Raw genomic sequence first — 26,916 nt, forward strand, 5'->3', positions numbered from 1 at the left:
GACGCCAAGTTCCGGACAGGCGGTCCGTTCAACGCACATGAGGGCATGGCACCCACACAAGCGGGGCCGATGCATCAAAACGCCGGCAAAGCGCTCCCCAGGATGAGTGGGTGTGGCGGTGCAATCCCGGGCAGCTTTCCTCCCGGCAGCCTCAGGCGCACCCACGCACACAACCAATCCCCCATAAAGCGCTATTGAGATACAATCCGAAGTCCCCCGCCGGAAATTCCGGCAAAACACGTAACGGAAACAAGATGGAAGACTTTGCAGCGCTCGCGTTCGACAATGCACCGGTTGGCTTGATCTTCTCCGAAAACCGGCAGATCCGGCGCTGCAATCCGCGATTTGCGGAGATGTTCGGCTATGCGCCCGAGGAACTGGCCAACGCTTCCCTGTCGCTGCTGTATCCGTCTTCGGAAGAATTCCAGCGCATCGGCCGAATCGGACTTGAAATCATGCGGGGTGTCGGTCGCTACCGGGACGAACGCATCATGCGCCGCAAGTCGGGAGAGAATTTCTGGTGCCGGGTGCGCGGCCAGTCCCTGGACGCCGACGCCCCCTTCGAAAAAGCCGTCTGGAGCTTCGCCGACATTTCCGAGGATCGGCCTCTGGCCGAAATGAGCCTGCGCGAGCGCCAGGTGGCCAAACTTCTGGCGGAAGGCAACACCACCAAGGAGATCGCCCGCCTTCTGGAATTGTCGCCGCGCACTGTGGAAGTACATCGAGCGCGGCTGATGAAAAAGTTCAGCGCCCGCAACAGCTTGGAGCTGATCGCCCATATTGCAGGTATCCCGCTTTAGGGACTGAAGGCCTCCAGGACATTCAGAGGCTCAGCAGCCCGCCAGGCGCAACTTCACCTTGTGCCAGGCTCGATCACGAATATCGTCCGGATGCATCCAGAATTGCACGACGCCCATATCGCCCCAGGACAGTCCCAACACGGTGTCGCAGGCCAGATGCAGCAGCGGCCGGCAGCCGGCAAAGCCGTCTTCGAGGAGTTGCGGTGACGGCCCATCTCCCAGGAAAATATGCGGCCCAGCGGCGGAATGTGGATTGGCGTTCCAATGGTCCACCACCGTTTCCGGCAAACGTTCGGGTTGCGGCTGCGCTCCGAACGCGAGGTTGCCGAGCACACCGCGCATGTGACGTTCAAGGCCTTCGGTCACAAGGCTGGAGGAAAATCCCTCCCGGCCGATCATTCCGAGAACCGTGTCATAGTCCTCCCGCGACATCGGAGCATGCGCCTCGCCATCCCGGGCGATCCGAGCAAGTTCCGCCATCAGTTTTGGCAGTGTCTCCCGGCTGCGCAGCGCCGACCGGAGACTGTTTTGCGCCCCTTGGAGGTGTTTCTCGCGCCCGGCCTTGGCGCGGCCGGGGAATTGCTCAAGCCCGTGAAACCCTGCTGCGGCCATCGCAGCCTGGAAGGCCTCGCCCTCAAGATGCTGATGCTGCTCAATTGCATCCAGGCTCTCGCGCAAACGGTCGACAGCCTTCTGGTTTTCCTCAATGTCGAACCGGATGGCGTTCCGGTCCTGCGCCCGCTGCAGCGACACCAGCAATCCGGCCGCAGCTTCGCGAAATGGCATGCCGTCCCGCTCGGGGTCAAACACACTGGAATAGCTGACGCACGCCTGTCTTGCGATCGCGGCGGGGTCGCCGTCTCCAATATCGACCAGCGACACCGGACTGCACAGGAACCGGTCGCGCGGATGAAAGACGTGATACGACAAAGCGTATGTGAAATCCTGCCCGTAGGGCTCAGGCAGGTCAGGCGGCGGCGCGCACGGCTCTGTCAGCGCCTCGCTATGGATGACACAGGCGGGAAAACCGTTCCGGACCGCCGAATTTGAAAACTCCGTATCCGCAAAGAAGCTGAGCCAGCCCCTATCCGGCAGCCCCGCCTTGGCGGCGGCGTCCGGCACCTGCGCCAGATCGATCTGGGCCAGAAAATGCAGGGGCAGCCCCGTTGCCGCACAGCGCGGCCACCGGCTTGCCTCGATCTTGGGCAGCCCCCCGATCCAGTTGGTGGAAGTCTCGCCGAGTGGACGGCGCGCAAGGAGATAGGACATAAAGAACGACAGGTTTGATCAATGTGAAATTGCACCGCAAGATGCATCTAAATGCCGCTTGAGCACAACCTGGGCAATATCAGGTTCGGGTGATGTCTTGTGGATGACCCTGGGCCTTTGAATTGGGAGGACGCCAATGGACAAATGGGTGCATGACGCTGTCGCGAAAATCAACGCGGACGCCCACCGCTCCGCCGACACGCATCTTTTCAAGCTGCACGGGCTGAAGCTCGACGGTATCGATATCTATCTGAAAGATGAGAGCACCCACCCAACCGGCAGTCTGAAACACCGCCTCGCCCGCTCCCTGTTTCTTTATGCGCTCTGCAACGGGAAGATCACCGAGGGAACCCCGGTGATCGAGGCGTCCTCGGGCAGCACGGCGGTGTCGGAGGCCTATTTTGCCCAGATGATCGGCGTGCCCTTCATCGCAGTCGTCCCGAAATCGACTGCGCACAGCAAGATCGAGCTGATCCGTCTTTACGGCGGCGAACCGCATTACGTCGGTTCCGCCCCGGAAATGCATGACGCTGCCGTTGATCTGGCCGGCAAGCTGGGCGGCCACTTCATGGACCAGTTCACCTATGCGGAACGGGCAACGGACTGGCGCGGCAACAACAACATTGCCGAAAGCATTTTTGAGCAGATGGCGTTCGAACCGCACCCGATCCCCAGGATGCTGGTCATGAGCGCCGGCACCGGCGGCACGTCGGCCACACTGGGACGCTACATCCGCTACAAGGGACATGAGACGGGCCTGACCGTCGTCGATCCCGAGAACTCGGTCTTTCACGATGCATATCATTCAGGCGATCACAGTCTTACCGCCGACTGTTCCAGCCGCATCGAGGGTATCGGCCGGCCGCAGGTGGAACACTCCTTCGTGCCGGGTGTCATCGACCGGATGATCAAGGTGCCGGACGCCGCCAGCGTCGCCACCATGTTATGGCTGGAAAAGCTGATCGGCCGCAAACCCGGCGCCTCGACCGGCACCAACCTGTGGGGCACGCTGCAGATCGCGGCGGAGATGCGCGGCCGCGGCGAGACCGGCTCAATCGTTTCGGTCATGTGCGACAGCGGCCAGCGCTATCTCGACACCTATTACGATCCGGACTGGGTGTCCGCACATATCGGCGACCTGACGCCTTTTTCTGCGGATCTTGAACGGTGGAGCTGACCAGCCCGGCGGACGCTATCCCAAGGCGGCAATCCTTCCTGAAGAAGCAGGTGCGCACCTGTCCAGGAAACTTCGCAGAAGCTTCCCGATTTCTTCAGGTTGATCTTCCATCGCAAAGTGACCGCAATCCGGCAGGACATGCAGTTCGGCTCCGGGAATGGCGGATTTGAGCTTGTAAGCCCAGTCGACAACCTGCCAGTTGTCATTCTCACCCCAAATAATCTGGACCGGGAGACCGGCGAGCTTACCAAGATGCCTGCCGGCCTCTGACGTGTGCTTGGGATCGTAATGCCTCACCTGATGCTGAAACAGACTCGCCTGCCCTACCGGGTTCGACAACAGATCCAGGAACGTGTCGAGACTTGTCGCCTTGAAGCGATCCTTGTTTTCCACGGTTGACAGCAACCACTCCCGGAAATGCGCACGGTGCTCCTCGGCCGGCGCTGCGATGAGGGCATCAAGACCTGCCTGCATCTGCTCTTGCGTTCGCTGAGAAGGCCAGCTGTCGAAACTGACCACGTCGATCAGTGTCAGACTGCGAACACGGTCTGCTGCCTTAAGGCAGAATTGTTGGGCTACACCGCCGCCGATGTCATGCGCAATCAGATGACAATCGGCAAGGCCCCAGTGCTCCATCAGCGCTTCCAGTATGGGCACCTGCCCGCTGACAGACGTGTCGATGTCAGGGGCCCAGGGGCGCTCGGACAGACCGTAACCAAGCAAGTCGAAGACATGAACCTTGTAGCCACCAGCAACCAGCGCGGGGATCACATTCCTCCAGATCAAGGAGGAAGAGGGTGTGCCGTGAATCAAGACCACCGGTGCTCCTTCGCCCCGGATACCGTGCGCGATGCGGCAGTTTTGGATGAGAACATGTCTGTCTGCGATGGGTTTCATGAGGCAAGGTTCCGCTCTGTTTTAAACTCGAGAAAGACTGCCGGCTCCGCGCAGTTGAAACAAATGAATTGATTTCCTAAAATGATCGAAATTTGTCATGAGATCTATCCGCGCGAAGGAGAAGACATGGCCGGCAGACTCGACATTGAAGCCCTTCGTGTGTTTCAGGCGATCGTCGCACAAGGAGGTGTGACGCGCGCAGCAGATCATGTCGCTCTCTCACAATCGGCCGTAAGTCACAAAATCCGGCGTCTGGAGGACAATCTCGGCTGCACGCTTTTGAGCCGACGCTCGGGTGCACCGCTGCTCACCGAAACCGGCACCCGTTTGCTTGACTACGCGAACCGCATTCTGGCGCTGCATGACGAGGCTCTGCTTGCACTGGGCGCACGCCCGGTCACGGGCAATATCAAACTGGGAACCACTGAAGACATCACGAGCGCGCATCTCGCCCGCATTCTCGGGCGCTTCTCTCGGCTCTGCCCGGGCGTCAGCGTGCGCACGCATATCTCCCAGAGCCTGACGCTGCAGCAAGACCTTCAGGACGGCCGGATTGATCTCGCGATCATGCAGGTCTTCACCAGGGACCTGCGCCCGTCTGATATTGCTCTTTTTGAGGACGACGTCTGCTGGGTCCGCTCTGCCGACAGCACCTTTGACCTGACCCTGCAAATCCCGTTTCTCGCCTATGACGACAATTGCATTTACAAGAAATGGCTGCGAGCCGAAGCGCAGACGGACGCGCATCAGTTTCGCACGGCGCTTGTGTGTTCAAGCAATGCGGGTTTGATTGCAAGCATTGAGGCCGGACTCGGCATTGCCCTGCTGGCCCGGCACCACGTGACGCGGGGAATGAAGATTATCGAAACCCCTTTCCCCACGCCCCCCGCCATTACCTATGTCATCAGAACCGCTTCCGGCGCCGGCCAAGAAGCCGTCAGAGCACTCATCGAGGAAGTTAGACGGGAAACTTCAATGACGGGTGTCCTGCCCCCGGCAGCGCGGAGCAGCACCTGATCAGCGACAGGACGGCCTGTACAGATATTGCAATCACGACAGGTCAGCCATTTTTGCAAGCGCTGCCTCGATCTCAGCGGCAAGACGCTCTGGCTGATCCACACTTGGCCAGTGCGAGGCCCCCTGCAGAACAACCTGCCTCACATTCCGGCCCAGGAGCCAATCCAACGACGCCTGCGGACAGTTTACGGGATTGTAGAAATAGGTCACGTCTGCCGCCGCAAGCAGAGTTTCTCCAGGTGCTGTTTCACCGGAAAACCGCCGGGCGTCACGCCCCAGATCCCAAAGCGCCTGTGCATCGGCACGGGCGACCTTCTCGCGGTATCTTGCAATGACCGGATTGTCTTTTGCCATGTCGTCCAACCGCGCCAGGAACGCGGTCCGAAACGCCAGCGGGTCGTCATGGTCTGCTGCCGTTCCCGAAAAATAGGCGTCTTCTGCTGTCAGGTTCCCCTCCAGGGACAGGATTTGCTGCAAGGGGCAGTCGGGCTGCGCTGCTGCAAGCGACGCAACGATGGATGCAACGGAATGCGCGACAATAATCCGGGCCTCCTCCTGGCGAGCGACCTCTGCCACGTGGTTGGCAAGAGTTTGCAGGCTTGTTGTTTCCAGGGCCGCTGCACCAAACCCCGGCAAATCGGTCGGCAGCAGCCGAAAGGAACGGGCCAAAGGCGTCTGCAGGAGGGCGGAATACATCTCCGATGTATCGCCAAATCCGGCGATAAGCAGGATTGCAGGCCGGGCCTGTGAAAAATCTACGTCGGATTGTTCTTCAACCATCTCAGCTCCACCGTTTCGGCCACCTGGCTGACTCTTCTGCATCGTTTTTCAGGAATTGGCCAGTGGCGGGCGGGCCTTGCACCTTTTTTGCACCCATTGGTCCGACGCCGCCCGGCTTCAGCTTGCTGCGCGCATTCGGAACGTCTTGTAGGTCAGAACGTTGGAGCCGCTCTTTTTTGCCTGGTACATGGCCTGGTCGGCGCGCTTGATGAGCTCGGTCGCCGTATCGGCATCGTCCGGATAATAGGAAATACCGATGCTGACGCTGATGGAGATCGTCTTGCCCTGGATCTCCGTCGGTTTGGAAATCTCGCGATAAATCCGGCCCGCACAGGACAAGACGTCATCCTCGCCGCAATAATCCCCGATGATGACCGCGAACTCGTCGCCGCCAACCCGTGTGACGATATCTCCGTCACGGGTGCATTTCTTGATCGTTTCGGCCACTTCCTGCAGGAGAGCGTCCCCCACCGGATGACCGTGGCTGTCATTGACGGGCTTGAACGTGTTCAGGTCCAGCATCATCAGCGCGAATTTGCGGTTCTCGCGATCGGCGATCCGGACATTTTCCTCCAGGCTCTGGCTGAAATGGGCCCGATTGGACAGGCCGGTCAGATGGTCGGTCATGGCAAGGCGCCGGACCGCTTCTTCGCTTTCTTTCAGCACGGTAATGTCCGCGTGGGTCCCCGACATGCGCAAGGGCTCGCCGTCCTTGGTCCACTCGACCACCCGGCCGCGATCCAGAACCCACACCCATCGGCCGTCCTTGTGACGCATGCGGATTTCACAATCATAGGCCGGCACCTTGCCGGCAAAAACCTCTTCCAGCTTCTCCTGAGACTTTTTCACGTCGTCCGGATGCGCGAGCTTTTCCCAGGTTTCCGTGCTGACCGGTTCCAGTTCTTCCAGCCTGTAACCGACAATTTCTGCCCAACGCTTGTTGTAAACCGCAGCTCCCGTCTGCACGTTCCATTCCCATGTGCCGACATTTGTCCCGAATATGATTTCCCTCAGGCGCTGTTCTGAAGATCTCAAGCGCCTGTGCGCCGCGTTGCGTTCAAGAAACAGGAATCCGACGGCGATCAGCGAAACGGTAAGCGTTATCACCAGCGCCAGCATCCAGCGGTCCCGGGTTTCGTTGGCGGAGGCAAGCTCCTGGCTTTTTGCGTCCACCATCTCTTCGAGCCGGTTCTTGTAATGCCAGAGTTCCTCCTGACGACCGCGATCTGCTGAAATGTCGTGAATGATGGACAATAGTGCGGGCCGGCCGCGAAACTCCAACGGTGTGGAATGAACTTCAACGGTGCGCACGGACCCGTCAGCCAGCTTATGCCGGAAGATGAAGAAATTGCGATCTTCGCGTTGCGCCAACTGGCGCTCCGCCAGCACTTGCTCTGCCGTTAGCTGATTGATGGTCTGAATGGCCATACTGCGCAAGGTCGCGCGGTCGTATCCGTAAAACTCCTGTGCAGCCTTGTTGGCGTCGATGATCGCCCCGCTGGCCGGTTCAACCATCAGCATCGGTGCGCTGTGTTTTTGAAAGACTTGTTCGTAAGGCAAATAGTCCTGCGCCACAGCCGCAGGGCCTGAATACAGGAAAACCCACGCAAATATCGTAATTATTGACAGTGTTTTTTTGTCAAACATTCGATTGCACCGCATATTCACAAAGTAAAGCCCGATCTGATTAAATTTCCAGAAACAAAAGAGAGAAAATTACTAAGTCATGGTTGCAAGGGGCTGCTTTTGGCAGTCCCTCCGCCACATCTCGCAGGTTGCCGCCCTATTCCTGTCCAAGTGCCAGCCTATCGCTGGGGCGGAACCTGGAGGACGGAATGAACCGGCGCAGCTTTCTGATCGGATCTGGCTTACTGGCCGGAAGTGGCCTTGCCGCCGTCGCGCAAATCGCCGCAGATCCACTCGAAAAAGGTCTTCGATTGGCGCAGGCGAACCCGGGCAGGCCGGTTAATGCTTGGGGCCACACTTCCCCCTTTGCAGAAAAGCTGATCGCCGCCGCTGAAAGCCAGATCGGGGTTACCTTGATCTATGACCCGGCCTATGCCGGGCTCTCTTTTCCAAATGGAGATATTCCCCGGGAACGCGGAGTTTGCACCGATGTTGTCATCCGTGCCTATCGCGATGCGTTCGGTTACGATCTGCAGCAAGCCGTCAATGCCGACATGAAGGCACATTTTTCGGCCTACCCGAAAATCTGGGGCCTGAAGCGTCCGGACCGCAATATCGATCACCGCCGGGTGCCGAACCTGCAGGCCTTCTTCAAACGCAAGGGCGCAGAGCTGCCGGTCAGCGACCGGCCGGGCGATTATGTTCCCGGCGATCTCGTTTCGCAGATGCTGCCCGGAAACCTGCCCCATATCGCCATTGTCACCCAGCGGCTCTCGCCCGACGGCAAAAGGCCGATGGTGGTTCACAATATCGGTGCCGGGACACGGCTGGAAGACCGTCTGTTCGACTTTGAAATCACCGGTCGCTATCGATTCCAGCCTGCACACGCGGCCTGATTGCCTCCCTGGCTTTCCCGGTTCAGTAAAGTGGCAAGGTCCGGTGATGGGTTGGCCTGGCCGGATCGTGGAAATGGCTCATCGGCCCCTCGTCTTCGAAAAGCTTCGCCCAGCGCCTGAATTCGACCGGATCCAGTTCAACGCCCAGCCCCGGCCCTTCCGGCACCCGCACAACATCATTGGTCTGCCGGAACGGACCATCTCGGATTACGTCGCCGATCTGCCACCGGAACAGGGACTGCGAGGCTTCCGAAATCAGAGGGGTTGCCGCGGAAACATGCAGATAGGCCGCCGTCATGATGCCGAGATCGTTGGAATAACACCAAAAGCCCTTGCCCATCGCCTCACAGGCGGCAATGAATTTCAGGCTGCGTGAAATCCCGCCCAGCGCGGCGAAATTACAGACAAAATTGTCCGGCGCGCCGAGCGCGACCGCCCGTTTCAGATCCGGGACGTGGGTCGAGAACGGAATGATGCTGTGCTGGCGCAGCGCCGCCATTTCCTCAAATGTGGCAACCGGATCCTCGTAATTGCGGATGTTGAAGGGCTCCAGCTCGCGCAGCAGCCAGCGCGCTGTTGTCAGCGAATATTGCATGTTGCTGTCGAGCTTGATCTCGGCCTTCTCACCCAGCGCCTCGCGCAACAGTCTGACCGTTCTGATCTCCAGCTCCGGATCGCCCAGGATCAGTTTGCCCTCGAAAATGGACGAGCCGTGCTCCTCCCGCATCTTCAGGCAGTAGTCGCGGATAGCCTCCGCGCTCATTTCCCCGCCGGCGCCATTGTGCTCGGGGCGGAAGGAGAAATACTCGGAGAACTTGATGTCCTTGCGCACGGCGCCGCCCAGCAACTTGTAGAGCTGTTGCCCGAACACCTTGCCCTTGATGTCCCAGAGCGCCAATTCAACGGCCCCGAAAGCAACCGAAGCCGCTCCCTCCCCCGTATTCGCCGTGATTTGCCAGGGCGGCACGCAGCGGGCTTCACAATCGGCAAGGTCCAGCGGATCTGCCCCGATCAGCGCCGGAGCAATTTCAGCCTTGATCACCTCGCCGAAATGATACCAGGGCGCTTCACCAAGCCCGACGACGCCTTCGTCCGTCTCCACCTCGATGATCGACTTGGACGCGCCGGGATAAAGCCCGCCAGTCCACCAGAACGGCGCATCAAACGGCAGGTTGACGTGTGTGACACGGATGTTTGTGATCTTCATTTTGTCTTCCCGGCCTCAGTACCAGCGGTCTTCCATGGAGGCTTTCCGTCTCTCGACAAAATCGGCCAGCTGTTCCTTCAAACCGGCGTCGAGCGGTGGCGCTTCATAGGCGGCAAGCGTTTCCTTCCAGGCCCGGTTGGCGCGGGTGGCAGCGTCCACCGAACCGTTTTCCTCCCAGGTCTCGAACGGCGTGTTGTCGGCGCTGGCCGCGTCGAAAAACGCAGTCTCGTAATTGCGCATCGTATGTTCGCAGCCAAAGAAGTGATTGCCCGGGCCGACTTCGCGGAAGGCGTCCAGCGCCAGTGTGTTGTCGTCGATGACAACGCTGCCGAGATAGGTGTGCAGCGCACCGCAGAAATCCGCGTCCATCATGAATTTCTCGTAGGACATCGACAAGAGCCCATCGAGAAAACCAGCGGAATGCAGAATGAAATTGGCCCCGCAATGGATGGCCGAGAGCATCGACATGGTGCCTTCGTTCATGGCCTGGGCGTCCGGCAGTTTCGACGTGGTGAAGTTGCCGGCACAGCGCAGCGGCAAGCCGGCCCGGCGCGCCAGCTGACCGACAACAAGGGAGCCGGCCGCCGGTTCCGGCGTGCCGAAAGTCGGCGAGCCGGAGCGCAGGCTCATCGACGACAGGAAATTGCCATAGATCACCGGTGCGCCGGGGCGCACAAGTTGGGTCAGCGCACATCCTGCCAGCGTTTCCGCATGGGCCTGGGCGATCGCTCCGGCCGTTGTGACCGGCCCCATGGCTCCGCCCAGAATGAATGGCACCAGTACCGTTCCCTGATTGGCCGCTGCATAGGCGCGCAGGACGCTGGTCATCGTGCCGTCCCAGACCAGCGGCGAATTGACGTTCAGGTTGCCCATGATGACGCAGTTGCTTTCCAGGAACTCAGCGCCAAACACCATCCGGGCCATCTCGACGGAATCTTCGGCGCGCTCCTGCGCGGTCACCGAGCCCAGGAATGGCCGGTCTGACAGCGTGATATGGGCCATGACCATATCGAGGTGCCGCTTGTTTACCGGCACATCCACCGGTTCGCAGATCGTGCCGCCGGAGTGATGCAGCCAGGGCGAGGACTGGGCCAACTTGATGAAATTTCGGAAGTCCTCGATCGTGCCGTATCGGCGCCCCTCGTCGAGATCCATTACAAACGGGCTACCATAGGCGGGCGCGAAGACGACGTTGTCGCCACCGATCTCGACACTGTTGACCGGATTGCGGGCATGCTGGGTGAACCGGCTCGGTGCTGTTTTCAGAAGTTCCGGTATCAGCCCCTTCGGAAACCGGACGCGGACCCCGTCCAGCTCGGCACCTGCTGATTTCCAAAGTGCCAGACTTTCCGGGTCGTCCCGGAACTCGATGCCGATTTCCGCCAGCAGCGTTTCCGCAACTGCCTCGATCCGCTGAAGGCTCTCTTCGGAGAGGATGTCATGAGGTGGCAGCTGCCGGACGATATAGGGCCGGCCGACTGGTGCGACACTCACCGAACGCTTGGCCCGGCGACCGGCGCGCCCTCCGCTGCGCCCGCCCCGAACCGCTTCGTTTGCCCCCCGCCGATCGGCAGTCTCGGAAACAACGGCCATAACATCCTCCCAGTGCCATATCCTGGTTCGATGCTAGACGCGTCAAATTGCGTTGTGACGCTTGAAAATTGTCATGCTTGGCATAAAATTCTCTCATGGCAAACCTGCGCAGACTTCTACCCTCCTTTCGCGGCCTGGTCGCCTTTGAGGCTGCTGGCCGGCTCGGGTCCTTCACAAGGGCCGGCGAAGAACTTGGCATGACCCAGTCTGCCGTTTCCTATTCGATCAAGGCTCTGGAGGAGGAGATCGGCCAGCCGCTGTTTCAGCGCGGTCACCGGGAAGTCCGCCTGACACGAGCAGGTGACCGGCTTCATGCGGAAGTGACGCGCGGGCTTTATCTGCTGGCCGACGGCATTGGTGCGGTGCGGACCAAACCGGCGGACGATGTCGTCACAGTCTCGGTATCGACGGCCTTCGCAACCTTGTGGATCGCCCCCCGCCTGCAGCTCCTGCGCACGGACCTGGCGGATATCGAACTGCGGCTTCACACGGCCGATCGGGATCTCGATATTGTTGTAGAAGAGATTCCACTCGGTATTCGCGGTGGCCGCCCCAAGGACTGGCCCGGCTATGCCTGCGCCCGTTTCGAGACCGAGGAAATCATCGCGGTCGCCTCCCCGGCTTATCTGGAAAAACACGGCACTCCCGAGCAACCGCGCGATCTTCTCTCACACCACCTTGCCCATCTCGACGAACCTTATCGCTACGCAGCCACCTGGAAGGACTGGCTGCGGTCCGCCGGTGTTCCCGGCGCGGACAAGGTGCGTGGCTCGCGTGCGAACGAATATGTCGCCGTGGTGCAGATGGCACTGGATGGCGACGCCGTTGCTCTGGGCTGGCGCCATCTCGTGGAAGCCTTCATCGACAATGGCCGCCTCCGGAAAGTCACCGGCCACACGTTCCGGACCGGCAATGGCTATTACGTTGTCTGGCCGAAGGACAAGGATCTGGATGACAATGCAAGCGCCGTCCGAGACTGGATGCTGAGCCAGAACCTCACCGAAGACAACAGCAACAGTTTCAGGCATTTGAACGTGGTTCAGGACGGGTCATCGCCGTCACGATGACGGCACCCGAGCCGCCGCCCAGGCGCCCTTGTCGCGCAGATCGATAATCACTTCCCTCAGGAGATCGCGAACCGCAGCCTGGGCGCGCGGCACGGGACGCCCACCGCGCGACATCAGATGGGCGCCGCGCCAGAGACCCGGCGACGCAATATGGCTGACCTTCAACGCACCGGATGCCACTTCCTCTGCGACCGAATAAAGCGGCAGGATCGAAGGTCCAAAGCCTGCCGCGACCAGCCGTTTGATATTGTTGAAGGAATCGATTTCCATGGCGATTTTTGGCGCGAAACCGAGCCCCTGACAGGTCTGATCGATCAGCACCCTCAGTCCATGAGCGCCGCTCGGCAGGACCATCGGCTCTTCCTCAAGCTTTGCCAGATCAAGCGTCTCCGGCGGCGAACTGCCCGCCGGCCACACCACCACCAGTTCTTCTTCCAGGAGAAGATCGGACAGGATCTGCGGATCTCGCGAGCGGCTGTAGAGCACGGCAAGGTCAATCTTGCCCTCCGACAGCCATTCACCGATGACACCGCTCATCGCTTCGGTAATGTTGAGCGTGATCCGCGGATAGCGCTGACGGGCCGCCAGGATCAGCGGCAACGACACCATGGCGCTGATCGTGCCTGGAAACCCGAGACGTACAATTCCGGCCGGATCTCCGTCGAGGTTGCGAATGTCATCCTCTGTGCGCGCCAGATCGTCGAGGATGCGGCGCGCCCTTTCCACCAGAAGGTCGCCCGCCTCCGTCGGCCGGACGCCTGCACGCCCGCGTGTCAGCAATTGTGTACCAAGCTGTTCCTCCATGTTCTTCACATGGAGCGACAGCGCCGGCTGCGCCACATGCAGACGCTCCGCCGCCTTTGTCAGCGACCCCTGTTCGGCAATTTCGAGGAAATAGCGCAGCTGCCTGATATCCATCGCAATCTCTCAAATAGAAACTGCCTTCCATATAATTAATGTATACCAAAGATCCAAAACATATATTTGTTTAATGCTGATTGGCGGGCTTAACTGCGCTCACTCCGGTTCCAGCAAGAAGCCCAAAATGACCGCCCAACCAGACACCTATCAGGATATCCGAGACGGGATCCGGGCCCTTTGCGCCCAGTTTCCCGCCGAATATCACCGCAAGATCGACGAAGAACGCTCCTACCCAGAGGATTTCGTTTCCGCATTGACCCGAGAGGGCTGGATGGCCGCGCTGATCCCAGAAGCTTATGGCGGCGCCGGCCTCGGTCTGACAGAGGCGTCGGTGATCATGGAAGAGATCAATCGCGCAGGGGGCAACTCGGGCGCCTGCCACGGCCAGATGTACAACATGACAACCCTGGTCCGGCACGGTTCTGAGGAACAACGCCGGAAATACCTGCCGAAAATCGCGGCCGGCGAACTTAGGCTGCAGTCCATGGGGGTCACGGAACCGACCACCGGCACCGACACCACCCGGATCAAGACCACAGCGGTGAAAAAAGGCGACCGCTATGTCATCAACGGACAGAAGGTCTGGATCAGCCGGGTCCAGCATTCCGACCTGATGATCCTGCTGGCCCGCACGACACCCTTGAAGAATGTTCAGAAAAAGTCCGAAGGCCTGTCGATCTTTCTCGTCGACATCAAGGACGCCATGACTTCCGGCATGGAGGTTCGACCGATCCCGAACATGGTCAACCATGAGACCAACGAGCTCTTTTTCGACAATCTGGAGATCCCTGAGGAGAACCTGATCGGCGAGGAAGGCATGGGGTTCAAATACATCCTCACGGGCCTCAACGCCGAGCGCACGCTGATTGCCGCCGAATGCATCGGTGACGGCTACTGGTTCACCGACAAGGTGACGGATTATGTCCGCGATCGCGAAGTGTTCGGCCGTCCGATCGGCCAGAACCAGGGTGTTCAGTTCCCGATTGCCGAGGCCTTTATCGAGATCGAGGCGGCCAATCTGATGCGTTACAAGGCCTGTGCCCTCTATGACGATGGCGCCGCCTGCGGCACGGAAGCCAACATGGCCAAATACCTGGCCGCCAAGGCGAGCTGGGAAGCCGCCAATGCCTGCCTGCAATTTCATGGCGGCTTCGGATTTGCAGCCGAATATGATGTTGAACGCAAGTTCCGGGAGACCCGCCTTTACCAGGTGGCACCGATTTCGACCAATCTCATTCTGTCCTATGTCGCCGAGCACGTGCTCGGCCTGCCGAGGTCCTACTGATGGTGCTACCGCTTGAAGGCCTGAAGGTTGTTGCTGTCGAACAGGCAGTTGCCGCCCCCTTTGCCTCCTCCCGTCTTGCCGATGCCGGCGCTGAAGTCACCAAGATCGAGCGTCCGGAAGGCGATTTTGCCAGAGGCTACGATGATGTCGCCGCCGGCCAGTCGAGTTACTTCGTCTGGCTCAACCGGGGCAAGAACAGCGTCACCCTGGACCTTGCCTCGGATCGGGGCAAGAGCGTCCTGGGCGAGTTGATTGCCGATGCGGACGTCCTGATCCAGAATCTGAAACCCGGCGCCCTCGCCCGTCTCGGTTGCGATCCGGCGCAGCTCATCGAAACGCACCCCCGCCTGATCACCTGCTCCATCAGCGGCTTTGGCGAAACCGGACCGATGGCAGATCGCAAGGCCTATGACCTCCTGATCCAGGCCGAGACCGGCCTCTGCTCGATCACGGGCGGACCCAACGAACCCTCCCGGGTCGGCATTTCGGTGGTGGATATAGCCACGGGTGCGACCGCTTATGCCGCCATCCTGGAAGCCCTGATCCAGCGCGGTATCACAGGCAAGGGTGCTCAGATTTCCATTTCCATGTTTGACGTTCTTGCAGACTGGTTGACCGTACCCCTGCTCAATCATGAGGGCGGTCACACACCGAAGCGGATCGGCCTCGCGCATCCGTCGATCTCCCCTTACGGAGTCTTTTCCGCAAAAGACGGAACACCGATCCTGATTTCCATTCAGAGCGACCGGGAGTGGCGCGTGCTCTGCAGCGATTTCATGAGCCAGCCGGAGCTTGGCACCGACCCGCGCTTTGCCACCAATGTGGCCCGCGTTGCCAATCGTGCGGAGACAGACGGCGCTGTCGCAGATGCCTTTGCAACGCAGGATGCCGCGACCGCGATCGAACACCTCACCAAAGCTGGGATCGCGCTGGCGACCGTCAACGACATGGCGGGTCTCTCCGGCCATCCGCATCTGCGCCGGATGACCGTCGACAGCCCGGGAGGGCCTGTCTCCTTCCCCGCACCTGCAGCCATCTTCAAGGACGAACCGCGAACCTACGGCCCTGTTCCGGCCCTTAAACCGCTGGAGAGCTGACATGGATCTCGATATCGACCATCTGCGCCGCTGGATCGGGCAAGAGGACAGTGCCTCCGAGACCTTGAGCCCTGCACTTGTGCGCCAGTTCAATGCCACCTTCGACCGTTCATCCGGTGAAACGCCGGGAGATGCGGCACCGCTCCTGATCCACTTCTGTCTGGCCCAGCCTTCCGTCGCCACTGCGGAACTCGGACCGGACGGCCATGCCGCCCGCGGCGGTTTCCTGCCCCCGGTGCCGCTGCCCCGGCGCATGTGGGCCGGCGGCGCCTTCGCCTTTCACGGCGACATCCTGATCGGAGATGAGCTCACACGGCGCTCCACCGTCAAGGACGTGGTTCTGAAACAGGGGCGCACCGGTCCCTTGTGCTTTGTCACCGTTCAGCACGACGTCACGGCAAACGGCCGGCCGGTCCTGACCGAACGACAGGACATCGTTTTTCGCGAAGCGGCCTCTGTGCAGGAGACCACCACAAAGCCCGCCGTCGAAGCCGCAGCACAAGGTGACCAGTTCCGGCGGATTGCCCCGTCTGCCGCATATCTGTTTCGCTATTCCGCCATGACCTTCAACGGCCACCGCATCCACTATGACAAGGACTATGTGCGCGACGTGGAAGGCTATCCAGGTCTGATCGTGCATGGCCCCTTGCAGGCGACGCTGCTTTGCCAGTTTGCCGCCGACCTGAAAGGCAGCTGCCCGGCAGAGTTCAGCTTTCGCAGCATCGGCACTATCTTCGACACGGCTGATTTCACCGTCAATGCGGCGGACGCGGAAGACGGCAGCCTGCGGCTCTGGTCAGCGCAGGTCGGCGGCCCCGTGGCGATGGAGGCAACCGCGTCATGGTGACAATCCTTCAGGTGCCTCTTTTTGTGCCCGCAAACCGGCCGAACCGCTTTGCCAAGGCTGCCGCAAGCAAGGCAGATGCCGTCATTATTGACCTTGAAGACGCGGTTCCAGCATCAGAAAAGGACAGCGCCCGGGCCAATCTGACAAGGACGTTCACCGACAAACCGGTGATCGTCCGGGTCAACGCGGCCCAGACGCCGTTTTACGCCGCCGACATCGACACCCTGAAGTCACTTGAGATTGATGCGGTGATGCTGCCCAAGGCAGAAGACCCTGCAGATATCGACAAGCTCTGGACGTCTCTGGGTCGCAGGGTGCCGGTCATTGCCCTGATCGAAAGCGCCAGAGGGCTTGCCAATGCGCGCAAGATTGCCGCTCACGAAGGTGTTGTCCGGCTCGCCTTCGGTTCAATCGACTATTGCGCTGACCTCGGCTGCGCGCATCGCCGGGAGGTCCTGCTGCCTGTTCGTTCCGAGCTGGTGCTCGCTTCGAAACTTACCGGCATTGCCGCGCCGATCGACGGTGTCACCGCGGACCTGACCGACCCCACCATAGCTCATGAGGATGCTGCGCATGCCCGGGACCTCGGCATGACCGGCAAACTCTGCATTCATCCAAGGCAGGTCGCCGATATCCGCAGGGCGCTTGCACCAGGTGTTTCCGAGATCGCGTGGGCCCGCAGGGTTGTGAGCGCCGGAGATGGCGCCGTCGTCGTTGACGGAGCCATGGTCGACGAACCGGTCAGGATCAGGGCAAGGGCCATTTTGGCCACCGTTCCGGAGGATACCCGATGACCCTGCCACAGATCGTGCTGATACCCGGGCTTATGAATGATGCCGATCTCTGGCGTGACCAGGTTGCAGACCTTCGGGACATTGCCCAACCCCGCGTTGCCGACATCACCCACGGCACATCGCTGGCGGTGCTCGCCGAAATGGTTCTGGCAACCAGCGCCGACACCTTCGCCCTCGCCGGTTTCTCCCTCGGTGGCACCGTGGCCCTGGAGGTGATGCGGCGAGCCCCGGAACGGGTCACCCACCTGGCACTACTCGACACCACCATGCTGCCGGATACGCCGGAGCGCAGTCGGGAGCGCGAACAGCTCATCGCCCAGACCGCAAAGCCCGGGCGCTTTCACGGCTTCGGCCGCAGGCTAGCCCGCTCCTATCTGTCCCCAGACAATCAATCCAACATCGCCCTGATCGACCGCGTTCGCGCCATGACCAAGAGGCTCGGCCCTGAGGTCTTCATTCGCCAGTCCCGGATCGAGCGCCCGGACAGCCGTCCCTCGCTCGCCCGCATCACCTGCCCGACACTGGTACTGTGCGGCCGCCACGACGTCCTGACCCCACCCGACCTTCACAAGGATTTGGCAAACCGAATTCCGGGAGCCGACCTCTCCATACTGGAGGAGAGCGGCCATCTGACACCAATCGAGGAACCGGACGCCGTGAGCGCAAACCTGCGCGCGCTCTTGAGGCGCCGAACCCGGTCGCCCCTCAAAGTTGCCGCTGTGGAAACAAACACTTGAGCTCAAGCTCTGAATCAGTTTGCCAGCAACCTGAATCAATGCCTAAACCCGCTCCGGACCGAACACCGGCATCAGATCTGCGACAGCAGCACCCCGCCGAGAGCCGACGCCAGGAGCACCCAGATCAACCCGGCATGAAACCGCAGCAGCAACACGCCACACAGCGCCGCCAGGACGGGCACCCGCCAGTCCAGGCTGGCAAGGTCCGGCAGCCAGAGCGTCAGCCAGCCCCATTTTTCCGCCGTGACATCCGCAAAAAAGACATGCAGGGCGAACCAGACCGAGAGGTTCAGAATGACGCCGACCACGGCCGCGATGATTGCGCTGAGAGCCGATTTCAGCCTCGGCTGGGCCGAGATCCATTCCAGATAGGGAGCCCCGGCAAAGATCCAGAGGAAACACGGCACGAAGGTAGCCCAGAGCGCCACCACGCCGCCGGCAAAGCCGAGCGCCAGGCCGCCTTCATTGGCAGCGGCGAGAAAGCCGACAAACTGTGTCACCAGGATCAGCGGCCCCGGCGTTGTTTCAGCCAGACCCAGACCGTCCATCATCTCGCCGGCGCTCAGCCAGCCGTGAATGGTCACAACGTCCTGAGCCATATAGGCGAGCACCGCGTAGGCACCGCCAAAGGTGACCACAGCCAGCTTGGAGAAGAACCAGCCTAGCTCGCTCAGCACCGGTATCCCCGTTGCCCCCTCAAGCACGGCGAGCGGTCCAAGCCAGACGACAAGCCAGATAGCCACGGTCCGCAGTGTTCTGGAAATCGATACGCCAATTGGAGGGCTGCCGCCTGTGCCGAGATGCGCTGAGGAAAATACAGCGCCGTAGAACCCTGCAGCGAGGACGATCAGGGGAAAGGGCAACGCCAGAAAGAAAATGGCAATGAAAGCCAGACCCGCGATTACCCATTGCCGCTGTTCCGTCAAAGCCCGCTTCGAGAGCCGCAGGAGCGCTTCAAGCACCACGATGAGGACGGCGGCCTTGATGCCGAGAAACAGCTGACTGACCAGCGGCACGTTGCCATAAAGCGCGTAAACCGTTGCCAGGGCAAAGATCGCCAGGGCGCCGGGCACCACGAACAGGAGCCCGGCCAGCAAGCCGCCGGCCACACCCCGCAGCTTCCAGCCGCAATAGGTCGCCAGCTGCATGGCTTCCGGCCCCGGCAGAAGCATGCAGAAGCCGAGCGCGTTGACGTAGTTTTTCTCCGACAACCAGCCGGTCTCATCGACCAGCTTGCGGTGCATGAGGGCAATCTGCGCTGCCGGTCCTCCGAAAGACAGAAGGCCGATGCCGCCGAAAACGGAGATCAAACGTCCCCAGGACGTATCCTGCCCGTCTGAGGGCGCGGCGCCGGACATTTCCGGTGCCGTTTTTTGATGTGCAGTCACAACAGTCAGCCCTTCTTGCTCGGCGTCGGCCAGTCATGGCCTTCCTCTACCGCATCCCGGGCCCAACGGTAATAGGCATCATAAAGCGCCATGCCTGCCTCGAGCTGCTTGAGGTCATCCTTGTACATGCGCGACAGACCAAGGGAGGCCGCAAGAAGCCCGGCGGCCTCGGGCGCCAGGTCGTGCCGGTTGGTATCCGCACCGCGCACGATGGTCGCCAGACGCTGAAGCGGCTCCGTTGTCAGGCCGAACTCGCTCACCATTGTATCGAAACTGCAATAGTCTTCCCGGTGGCTCCAGAAGACGCCTTCAACATCAAACGGCGTGGCGTTGAAGCGTTCGGCCACACCGGCCACTTCCGACGGCGCAACAAAAAGAAACCTTGCCGACGGATCGACAAACCGCCTGATCAGCCAGGGACAGGCAATCCGGTCGACCTTCGGCCGGTGCCGTGTCACCCAGACGGTCTGCCCCTTTTCATTGCGCGCCGGCAGGCTTGCTGCGGGCACAAGCGGCAACCCGGCCTCCCGCCAGGCGGTCGCTCCGCCTTCCAGGATCTGAGCCTCGATCCCCTCGGCACGTAAAATCGCGGCGGCTCCCGCGCTGAGTTTCAGCCCTTTCCAGCAGACCACGACCACCTTCCGCCCGGCCAGGCGCGGCACCAGCGTTTCAATCTCGTTGAAGGGGTGCCGAACGGCTGAGGGAAGGAAGAAAGGGTCGTTGTCAAAGTCCTCGTCGATGCGCACATCGACAATCACCGGTGCGTCCGGCAGGCCTATCAATCTGTTCAGCTGAGAAACTGTAATCGTGTTTGGAGACGGCATGGCGCGTCCTCCCGTCAATTGAGGGTCTATGGACGCGAAACTTCAGCTGACGCCTCACGGGGTGTTCGCATGCCCCATGCGCAGATCAGTGCCAAATCGGGTCGGGAGTGTCAAGCACGGGCAGGCCGGAAATCGCCGTTCAGACCAGCCCGGCCCGGGCCCGGTTCAGGACCTCAGCGGATACCGTTCCGCTTCTTCGAAAACGTCGATCACCTTGGTTCCCGCCTTGATGATCGCACCATGCTCGGCGCCGCTCGGAATGTCATAGATAGCGCCGGGGCCCAGGGTCCGGGTCTCGCCGGCAATGGTGAACTCTATCTCGCCACTCAGAACAGTACCCCATTGCGCCAGATGGGAATGGGGCGGCAGGACCATGTCTTTGACAAAGTCGAAAAAGACGACGAGCCCGGCATCGGATTGCACCGCATACGACTTGACGACGTCCTCCGGAAAAGGAACGTCAAGTGCTGGAAACTTCTGAATGAATTCCGGAAACTGCATGCGATCATCCGCCCTGTTCGATGAAACAAGGCGAAGTCTGCACCGGCTTTTCTAACCGTTCAAGACATCCTTCACGGTGGTCGCCAGCTGCTTCAGCGTGAACGGCTTGGGCAGGAAGAAGAACTGCTCGCCTTCCGGCAGGTTTTCCTCAAACGCATCCTCGGCATAGCCCGACACGAAGATGATCTTCAGATCCGGGCGGGTCTTGCGCAGCTCGACCAGGAGGGTCGGTCCATCCATTTCCGGCATCACCACGTCGGAGACCACCAGGTCGACCTCACCATCGGTTTCTTCCATCACCTCCAGTGCTTCGTTGCCGGAGCCTGCCTCGTAGACGGTATAACCGCGTGAAGCGAGCGCACGCGCGGCAAACGCCCGCACGGCCTCTTCGTCCTCGACCAGCAGGATCGAAGCGGAACCGGTGAGATCGGCGACCTTCTCCGGTTCACTCTCCTTCGGCTCCGGCTTCTTCTCTTCCACCACTTGCGGGATATGCCGCGGCAGGAACAGCCGGAACGTCGTGCCGAGATCGACCTCGGAGGTGCAGAAGATGAACCCGCCGGTCTGCTTGACGATGCCATAGACGGTGGACAGACCAAGGCCGGTCCCCTTGCCGACTTCCTTGGTGGAAAAGAACGGATCAAAGATCTTTTCCATGATCTCCGGAGGCATACCGTGACCGGTGTCCTCGACCTCGACCAACGTGTATTCGCCCGGAGGCATGCCGCGGGTGTTCTCGAATTTCGTGCTCTCGGCCTCGGTGACATTGCGCGTGCGAATGGTCAGGCGGCCGCCATCGGACATGGCATCGCCCGCATTCACGGCCAGATTGACGATCACCTGCTCGAGCTGGTTGAGGTCGGCCATGACCGGCCACAAATCGCGGCCATGGATCACCTTCAGCTCCACCTTCTCGCCGAGCAAGCGGTCAAGCAGGATGGAGAGATCCGCGAGAACGTCGTTCAGTTCCAGCTGCTGCGGACGCAGCGTCTGGCGACGCGAGAAGGCCAGCAGCTGCCGCACCAGACCGGCGGCCCGGTTGGCGTTCTGCTTGATGTTCATGATGTCCTGGAAGGACGGGTCGGTCGGCCGGTGGCTGGCAAGCAGCAGGTCCGAGAATCCGATGATCGCGGTCAGGACGTTGTTGAAATCATGCGCAACGCCACCGGCCAGCTGACCGATGGCCTGCATCTTCTGACTCTGGGCGAATTGCGCTTCCAGCGCCCGTTGCTGCGTGGTTTCCAGGGCATAGACGATGGCTGCCTCGCCGTCGCCCTCGCCTTCCTGAACCGCGGAGACATAGAAGGTTGCCGAGCGCGGATCGTTGCCTTCCACAAGTGGAATGTCGACGGGGGCGATTTCACCGATTCCATTGGCTGCCGCTTGCAAGGATCTTGCGAGCTCCTCGCGGCCATTGTCGGCCACATAGGCTTCCAGCTTGGGCGACTCGTCATCCGTATCGACAGCTCCGAAGAGCTTCAGGAACGGCGCATTGGTCCTGAGCACCCGGCCTTCCTTGTCGAGCGAGGCAATCGCGATCGGCGTGTTGTTGAAGAAACGCGCAAAACGAACCTCGGCCGCCCTCAGCGCCTCGGACGCTTCTTCGCCCCTTGACCGGTTGAGCACCAGCGTCCGGCTGTCGCCTGGTTGCCCGTTCTCGCCGAAAGGCACCCGGTGCAACAGCCGCACAGGCAGGCCGCGACCGTTGCGGGTGACAAAGTCGAGATCGAAGGTTTCGCTCTTGACCTCGCCGGCCTGGCCCTTGAGAGACCGGATCAGCTCGGTTCCGTCACCGCGCACGATGCTGGAGAGATCAAGGTCACCGGCGTCGAACTGGGCCAGATCATACCCCAGCCAGTCGGCCAGTGTGGCGTTCAGATAGACGATCCGGCCTTCGGCATCGCAGGAAAAGAACCCGGCCGGCGCATGATCGAGGAAATTGATGACCCGCTGCAGCTCCTGGAAGGAGTTTTCCTGTTCGGCGCGGTCGCGGGTGATGTCGGCCAGCTGCCACACAGCCATGGGTTTGCCGCCGCCCCGCTCCTTGGACACCTGGAGCGGACGCACCGACACCCGGTACCAGCGCGCGGTGCCGTCCGCCCGTCCGAGCGGGAACGGCATGCGGATCTCTTCCTGGGCCCTGCGGCCGTCGCGCATGGCCTGGGACAGGCGGAAAATGGCATCGGCTGCATCCGGATCTGAAGAGAACACCCTCTCAACCACCCGAATGTCGGCAGCGGTTTCCGCGCCGGTCAGATCGGCGTAGGCCTTGTTGGCATAAACCAGCCGCCCGTCCAGATCGGTGATCAGGGCGCCGTCTTCAAGCGTGTCGACAAAAGCGGATGCAAGCGGATTGGATTCGCCCGGACGCGCGGACAGGCGCAGAAAGCCGATCGCGCCGGCAAAGAGGCAGAACACGCCGACCACGGCCAGAATGCCCAGAAGCGCAAGGATGAACGGCTGCGCAACTTCACGGTCCATCACCGCAAAGGCAGCAGCGGCGCCGACAAGCAGCAGCGCCAGGCCGATCAGCAGCCCTATATTGCCGGACCGCTCTGGGCGACTGATCATCGGCCCGCTCGGCGATCCGTCCATGTCCTTCATTCGTCCTGTCTCCCCGGCCCGATTCGCATCTGAAAGGGCCGTACATAAGCATTCTGTGCTTAATAGCGTATTTCAACTGATATGCGACCAAGTCCTGTTGAAATTCACCTGTTTGACTTGGGAGCTGTCATTGCGTGTTGCTTTGATGCCGTCAGTTTGCCCGCCACTTGGCGCGGTTGCGCATGCGGAAGACGAAGCCGATCACCTCGGCAACAGCCTTGTAATGCTCTTCCGGCACTTCCTGATCGATGTCGACGGTGGCATAGAGCGCACGGGCAAGCGGCGGGTTTTCAACCACCGGCACCTCATGCTCCTTGGCGATCTCACGCATTTTCAAGGCAACGGCGTCCGTTCCCTTCGCCAGGCAGAGCGGCGCGCCCATTCCCTCTTCATATTTGAGCGCAACAGCATAGTGGGTCGGGTTGGTGACAACCACGGTCGCAGCCGGCACCGCCGCCATCATGCGCTTGCGCGAGCGTTCCATCCGGAGTTGCCGGATCTTGCCCTTGACCTGCGGATCGCCTTCCGTCTGCTTGAATTCTTCCTTGACCTCACGCAGCGACATCTTCTGTTTGTTGAACCACTTGTTCTTCTGGTAGATGAAGTCGGCTGCGGCAACGACCGTCATGACGGCCAGGATAGCGGCAAGGCATTGCAGGATCAGCACCCGGGCTTCCTGCAGAATGACGCTGGTTTCCGCGAAGATGATGATGTCGGCCTCGTCCCGGTGCGGCCACATCACCGCGACCATGACTGCACCCACGATCACGATCTTCGCCATTCCCTTTGCGAAGTTGACCAGGCTGTCGACGGAAAACAGGCGCTTGAAGCCCGAGAGCGGTGAAATCTTGGAGAGCTTCGGCTTAATGGTTTCGCCGGTAAACAGCGGCTGGTGCTGCACGAGGTTGCCTGCAACCGCCATGAGAACCAGCGCCAGAAGAGGCAAGCCGGCGATCAAGGCAACCGACTGGCCCGTGTCGCGCCACAGGGCCTTCAGAGCATAACCGTCCACCGGGATCTGGTGGGCATGCTCCAGATAACCTTTCATCAGGTCGCCCAGCGCAGCGGCCGCTCCGGGCGCAAGCAGGGCAATCATCAGGGTCGCCCCGGCCAGCGTGAACCAGGTACTGACTTCCTGAGATTTCGGTACGTCCCCCTTGTCATGCGCTTCCTTCAAGCGCTTTTGCGTGGGGTCCTCAGTTTTCTCCGAATCGTCGGTATTGTCAGCCATTGCGCGGCATCACCCCACAATGAACTTGCCGATGGCCTGCTGAAAATGATCCAGATAGAACATCATCAGCGTGACAATCAGCACCATGAGAAGAAGGAACCCGATCGCGATGTTCACGGGCATGGCGATGAAGAAGATCTGCATTTGCGGCATCAGCTTGTTGAGCAGGCCGAGGCCGAAGTAAAACACCAGACCGACCACCAGAAACGGCGCGGACATGCGCACCGCGATGGTAAAGATATGCGCCACCGTATCCGCCGCGTTCTGGGAAAAATCACCAACGGGCGGCGGCTTTCCCGGCGGAAAAAGAGTGAAACTGTCATGCAGCGCAGCGATCACCAGATAGTGGGTGTCGGTCACGAAGATCAGCGTGATACCGAGGATTGACAGGAAGTTGCCGTAAAGCGCGCCCTGCTGGCCCTCGTTGGCGATATCCGTGCCGAGCGCGAAGGCCAGCCCCGACTGGTTGGCCATGATCACACCCGCGATCTGCAGGACGGACGTGATCATCTTTGCACAGAGGCCGATACCGAACCCGATGGCCATTTCCCCGAACAAGAGCATGGCGAGTCGTGGTGCATTCGATGTCAGGTCGGCCGGATAAAGTGATGCAGCAACCGGATAAAGCACCAGCGTCAGGGCCAGTGCGATCGTCAGCCGAAACCGCGTTGGAATAGTGCTCTCTCCGAGCCCCGGCAGCAGCATGATCATCGTGCCCAGTCGCGCGAACATCAGCATGAACGCGGCGGCAACATCGGGCAGGAAATCAAGCTGGATCGTCATGAGCGCACGCCTAACCGGTGGTCAGGATCAACTCGCTGATACGCCCCATGAAGGTCTGGAGCACGCTGCTCATGAAGGGCAGCATCACAAGGATTGTCGCAAAGATCGCCAGGATCTTGGGCACGAAGACCAGCGTCATTTCCTGAATCTGTGTCAGCGCCTGGAACAGGGCGATCACGATACCCACCAGAAGGCCGATCACCATGACCGGCCCCGCCACCAGGATCATGGTCCAGACGGCTTCGCGTGCCACATCGAGAACTTCAGCACCGGTCATGAAATGCGCCTTTCAGTTTGCCAATCAGATCGGCATTCTCATGATTTCCTCATAGGCGGAAATGACCCGGTCGCGCACCGCGACCATGGTTTCCAGGGCCACCTCGGTCTCGGCGATCGCCGTCACGACATCGACCACATCGGCCTTGCCTTCCACGAGGCCGACAGCCTTGTCGTCGGCAACACGTCCGGCCTCAACCACGTCCCCGACCGCTTCCTGCACCATCTTACCGAAATCGACAGCCTCTGGACGGGGCGCGGTGTCTTCCAGCGCCCGCGCCTGCTGCTGCAGCTTGGCCGCCATCTGGTAGGCATTGTTTGCAATCGACGCGGTCGACATGGCTTAGGCTCCTTGCAACTCGGCGGCTTACGCCCTCAGAATATCGATGGTCTTCTGAAGCATCTTGCGGGTTGAATCGATGACGTTCAGATTGGCTTCGTAGGACCGCTGCGCTTCGCGCATGTCGGTGGTCTCGATCAGCGTGTTCACGTTCGGCTGGCGCACATAGCCCTTCTCGTCCGCGGCCGGATGCCCCGGCATGTGCACGGATTTGAACGCGGACGTATCCTCGGCGATCTTGCCGAGCTCAACCTTGTTGGCCTCCAGCTCGCGATCGAAATGAGACTGGAAGGTCGGGATCTTGCGTCGGTAGGGCTCTTCCTCGGGTGTCCTGCCTGTCGAGTTGGCGTTGGCAATGTTCTCCGCGATGACTCGCATGCGCCCGTTTTGCGCTTTCAGTCCGCTTGCGGAGATGAACAGGGATTTGAGCAGGTCCATGGATCGGGTCCTTTTCTAGTCAGGCCACGTGTCAGACGCTTTTGGAAAGGGCTTTCCGGATCAATCCGAGTCCCTTGGTGTAAAGCGCTGTCACCGCCTGGTAGTCCATCTGGTTTTCGGTGATCTTCATCATCTGCTCTTCCAGATTGACGCTGTTTCCGCTCGGTGTGATTTCGAAAGTGTCGCGCTCTTCCGCCTTGACCTTGCCCTGGCCCGATATCGCCACTTCGATATGACCGGCCTTGGTGGTGGCCGTTGTCAGGCCGAAAGACTGACGACCGATATGCTCCTGGAAGGAATAGGCCTTCACTTCCCGGGCCTGGTAGCCAGGCGTATCAGCATGGGCAATGTTTTCCGCAAGCACGCCCTGCCGTGTCTGATGCCATTGCATCTTCGACTTCAGCGCCTGGAACAGCGGCAGATCGGTGACGGTCATGCGATTCACCATTCGTTAACCAACTCGGCAATGATTGCCGCTCAAATGGTTAATGAAAGGTTAACGCTCACACCGAGCCTCAGCA

27 protein-coding genes are annotated in these 26,916 nt (G+C 60.5%); 10 read left to right on the forward strand and 17 right to left on the reverse strand.

The window, feature by feature from the left end; genetic code table 11:
• The first annotated feature begins 254 nt into the window (after positions 1-254).
• Entirely contained in the window at positions 255-800 is a 546-nt protein-coding gene (locus ACO6TG_RS04735) for a LuxR C-terminal-related transcriptional regulator (protein ID WP_422377112.1), read from the forward strand.
• Positions 801-830: 30 nt separating this feature from the next.
• Here ACO6TG_RS04735 and ACO6TG_RS04740 read toward each other — a convergent pair whose 3' ends face one another.
• Positions 831-2,069 (reverse strand): DUF1963 domain-containing protein, encoded by a 1,239-nt coding sequence (locus tag ACO6TG_RS04740; protein WP_422377113.1) that lies wholly within the window; start codon positions 2,067-2,069, stop codon positions 831-833.
• A gap of 136 nt (positions 2,070-2,205) precedes the next feature.
• Here ACO6TG_RS04740 and ACO6TG_RS04745 point away from each other — a divergent pair, with 136 nt between their 5' ends.
• Complete coding sequence (locus tag ACO6TG_RS04745) at positions 2,206-3,246, forward strand: PLP-dependent cysteine synthase family protein (RefSeq protein ID WP_422377114.1); 1,041 nt, start codon at positions 2,206-2,208, stop codon at positions 3,244-3,246.
• A 15-nt stretch (positions 3,247-3,261) separates the two neighbouring features.
• On the opposite strand, the gene ACO6TG_RS04750 is transcribed toward ACO6TG_RS04745, so the two are convergent.
• Positions 3,262-4,143, reverse strand: coding sequence for an alpha/beta fold hydrolase (locus ACO6TG_RS04750; RefSeq protein WP_422377115.1), 882 nt, complete (start codon positions 4,141-4,143; stop codon positions 3,262-3,264).
• A gap of 126 nt (positions 4,144-4,269) precedes the next feature.
• On the opposite strand from ACO6TG_RS04750, the gene ACO6TG_RS04755 reads away from it, so the two are divergent.
• Positions 4,270-5,160 (forward strand): LysR family transcriptional regulator, encoded by an 891-nt coding sequence (locus ACO6TG_RS04755; RefSeq protein WP_422377116.1) that lies wholly within the window; start codon positions 4,270-4,272, stop codon positions 5,158-5,160.
• Between the two features lie 33 nt (positions 5,161-5,193).
• Here ACO6TG_RS04755 and ACO6TG_RS04760 read toward each other — a convergent pair whose 3' ends face one another.
• Together ACO6TG_RS04760 and ACO6TG_RS04765 are read right to left on the reverse strand one after the other, a co-directional pair.
• Positions 5,194-5,940 (reverse strand): alpha/beta fold hydrolase, encoded by a 747-nt coding sequence (locus tag ACO6TG_RS04760; RefSeq protein WP_422377117.1) that lies wholly within the window; start codon positions 5,938-5,940, stop codon positions 5,194-5,196.
• Positions 5,941-6,057: 117 nt separating this feature from the next.
• Complete coding sequence (locus ACO6TG_RS04765; protein ID WP_422377118.1) at positions 6,058-7,515, reverse strand: diguanylate cyclase domain-containing protein; 1,458 nt, start codon at positions 7,513-7,515, stop codon at positions 6,058-6,060.
• 260 nt (positions 7,516-7,775) lie between these two features.
• On the opposite strand from ACO6TG_RS04765, the gene ACO6TG_RS04770 reads away from it, so the two are divergent.
• On the forward strand, positions 7,776-8,462 hold the full coding sequence (locus tag ACO6TG_RS04770) for a DUF1287 domain-containing protein (protein WP_422377119.1): 687 nt from the start codon (positions 7,776-7,778) through the stop codon (positions 8,460-8,462).
• A gap of 22 nt (positions 8,463-8,484) precedes the next feature.
• Here ACO6TG_RS04770 and ACO6TG_RS04775 read toward each other — a convergent pair whose 3' ends face one another.
• Together ACO6TG_RS04775 and ACO6TG_RS04780 are read right to left on the reverse strand one after the other, a co-directional pair.
• Complete coding sequence (locus ACO6TG_RS04775) at positions 8,485-9,669, reverse strand: mandelate racemase/muconate lactonizing enzyme family protein (protein ID WP_422377120.1); 1,185 nt, start codon at positions 9,667-9,669, stop codon at positions 8,485-8,487.
• Between the two features lie 15 nt (positions 9,670-9,684).
• Positions 9,685-11,262, reverse strand: coding sequence for a trimethylamine methyltransferase family protein (locus tag ACO6TG_RS04780; RefSeq protein ID WP_422377121.1), 1,578 nt, complete (start codon positions 11,260-11,262; stop codon positions 9,685-9,687).
• 95 nt (positions 11,263-11,357) lie between these two features.
• Between ACO6TG_RS04780 and ACO6TG_RS04785 the strand changes: the two genes are divergently transcribed.
• Complete coding sequence (locus tag ACO6TG_RS04785) at positions 11,358-12,329, forward strand: LysR substrate-binding domain-containing protein (RefSeq protein WP_422377122.1); 972 nt, start codon at positions 11,358-11,360, stop codon at positions 12,327-12,329.
• Here ACO6TG_RS04785 and ACO6TG_RS04790 read toward each other — a convergent pair.
• Complete coding sequence (locus ACO6TG_RS04790) at positions 12,321-13,247, reverse strand: LysR family transcriptional regulator (RefSeq protein WP_422377123.1); 927 nt, start codon at positions 13,245-13,247, stop codon at positions 12,321-12,323. The two genes, ACO6TG_RS04785 and ACO6TG_RS04790, sit on opposite strands and share 9 nt — an antisense overlap.
• A gap of 127 nt (positions 13,248-13,374) precedes the next feature.
• Between ACO6TG_RS04790 and ACO6TG_RS04795 the strand changes: the two genes are divergently transcribed.
• Genes ACO6TG_RS04795 through ACO6TG_RS04815 form a run of 5 tightly spaced genes read left to right on the forward strand, consistent with a single transcriptional unit; the run spans position 13,375 to position 18,010 of the window.
• Entirely contained in the window at positions 13,375-14,535 is a 1,161-nt protein-coding gene (locus tag ACO6TG_RS04795) for an acyl-CoA dehydrogenase family protein (protein WP_422377124.1), read from the forward strand.
• Positions 14,536-14,537: 2 nt separating this feature from the next.
• Positions 14,538-15,632, forward strand: a complete 1,095-nt coding sequence (locus ACO6TG_RS04800; protein ID WP_422378840.1) for a CaiB/BaiF CoA transferase family protein — start codon at positions 14,538-14,540, stop codon at positions 15,630-15,632.
• Between the two features lies 1 nt (position 15,633).
• Positions 15,634-16,479: an FAS1-like dehydratase domain-containing protein gene (locus tag ACO6TG_RS04805; protein ID WP_422377125.1), complete on the forward strand. Its 846-nt coding sequence runs from the start codon at positions 15,634-15,636 to the stop codon at positions 16,477-16,479.
• Positions 16,473-17,273 (forward strand): HpcH/HpaI aldolase/citrate lyase family protein, encoded by an 801-nt coding sequence (locus ACO6TG_RS04810; RefSeq protein ID WP_422377126.1) that lies wholly within the window; start codon positions 16,473-16,475, stop codon positions 17,271-17,273. The genes ACO6TG_RS04805 and ACO6TG_RS04810 overlap by 7 nt, the downstream gene beginning before the upstream one ends.
• Complete coding sequence (locus ACO6TG_RS04815) at positions 17,270-18,010, forward strand: alpha/beta fold hydrolase (RefSeq protein WP_422377127.1); 741 nt, start codon at positions 17,270-17,272, stop codon at positions 18,008-18,010. The genes ACO6TG_RS04810 and ACO6TG_RS04815 overlap by 4 nt, the downstream gene beginning before the upstream one ends.
• Positions 18,011-18,081: 71 nt before the next feature.
• On the opposite strand, the gene chrA is transcribed toward ACO6TG_RS04815, so the two are convergent.
• From chrA to flgB, 10 genes are all read right to left on the reverse strand, one after another.
• Entirely contained in the window at positions 18,082-19,368 is a 1,287-nt protein-coding gene (gene chrA / locus ACO6TG_RS04820) for a chromate efflux transporter (RefSeq protein ID WP_422378841.1), read from the reverse strand.
• Between the two features lie 35 nt (positions 19,369-19,403).
• A complete protein-coding gene (locus tag ACO6TG_RS04825) occupies positions 19,404-20,222 on the reverse strand; it encodes a chromate resistance protein ChrB domain-containing protein (RefSeq protein WP_422377128.1) in 819 nt (272 codons plus the stop codon).
• 165 nt (positions 20,223-20,387) lie between these two features.
• Positions 20,388-20,723, reverse strand: coding sequence for a cupin domain-containing protein (locus tag ACO6TG_RS04830; RefSeq protein ID WP_422377129.1), 336 nt, complete (start codon positions 20,721-20,723; stop codon positions 20,388-20,390).
• A gap of 51 nt (positions 20,724-20,774) precedes the next feature.
• A complete protein-coding gene (gene cckA, locus ACO6TG_RS04835; protein ID WP_422377130.1) occupies positions 20,775-23,327 on the reverse strand; it encodes a cell cycle histidine kinase CckA in 2,553 nt (850 codons plus the stop codon).
• Between the two features lie 151 nt (positions 23,328-23,478).
• Positions 23,479-24,558 (reverse strand): flagellar biosynthesis protein FlhB, encoded by a 1,080-nt coding sequence (gene flhB / locus ACO6TG_RS04840; protein ID WP_422377131.1) that lies wholly within the window; start codon positions 24,556-24,558, stop codon positions 23,479-23,481.
• A 9-nt stretch (positions 24,559-24,567) separates the two neighbouring features.
• Positions 24,568-25,341, reverse strand: a complete 774-nt coding sequence (gene fliR, locus ACO6TG_RS04845) for a flagellar biosynthetic protein FliR (protein WP_422377132.1) — start codon at positions 25,339-25,341, stop codon at positions 24,568-24,570.
• Between the two features lie 10 nt (positions 25,342-25,351).
• Positions 25,352-25,618: a flagellar biosynthesis protein FliQ gene (gene fliQ, locus ACO6TG_RS04850; protein WP_094071449.1), complete on the reverse strand. Its 267-nt coding sequence runs from the start codon at positions 25,616-25,618 to the stop codon at positions 25,352-25,354.
• Between the two features lie 24 nt (positions 25,619-25,642).
• On the reverse strand, positions 25,643-25,957 hold the full coding sequence (locus tag ACO6TG_RS04855; RefSeq protein ID WP_422377133.1) for a flagellar hook-basal body complex protein FliE: 315 nt from the start codon (positions 25,955-25,957) through the stop codon (positions 25,643-25,645).
• Between the two features lie 27 nt (positions 25,958-25,984).
• Entirely contained in the window at positions 25,985-26,395 is a 411-nt protein-coding gene (gene flgC, locus ACO6TG_RS04860; RefSeq protein ID WP_422377134.1) for a flagellar basal body rod protein FlgC, read from the reverse strand.
• 31 nt (positions 26,396-26,426) lie between these two features.
• Entirely contained in the window at positions 26,427-26,831 is a 405-nt protein-coding gene (flgB, locus tag ACO6TG_RS04865) for a flagellar basal body rod protein FlgB (protein WP_094074645.1), read from the reverse strand.
• Positions 26,832-26,916: the final 85 nt, after the last annotated feature.

The organism is Roseibium sp., assembly GCF_965233565.1.
Lineage (GTDB): Bacteria > Pseudomonadota > Alphaproteobacteria > Rhizobiales > Stappiaceae > Roseibium.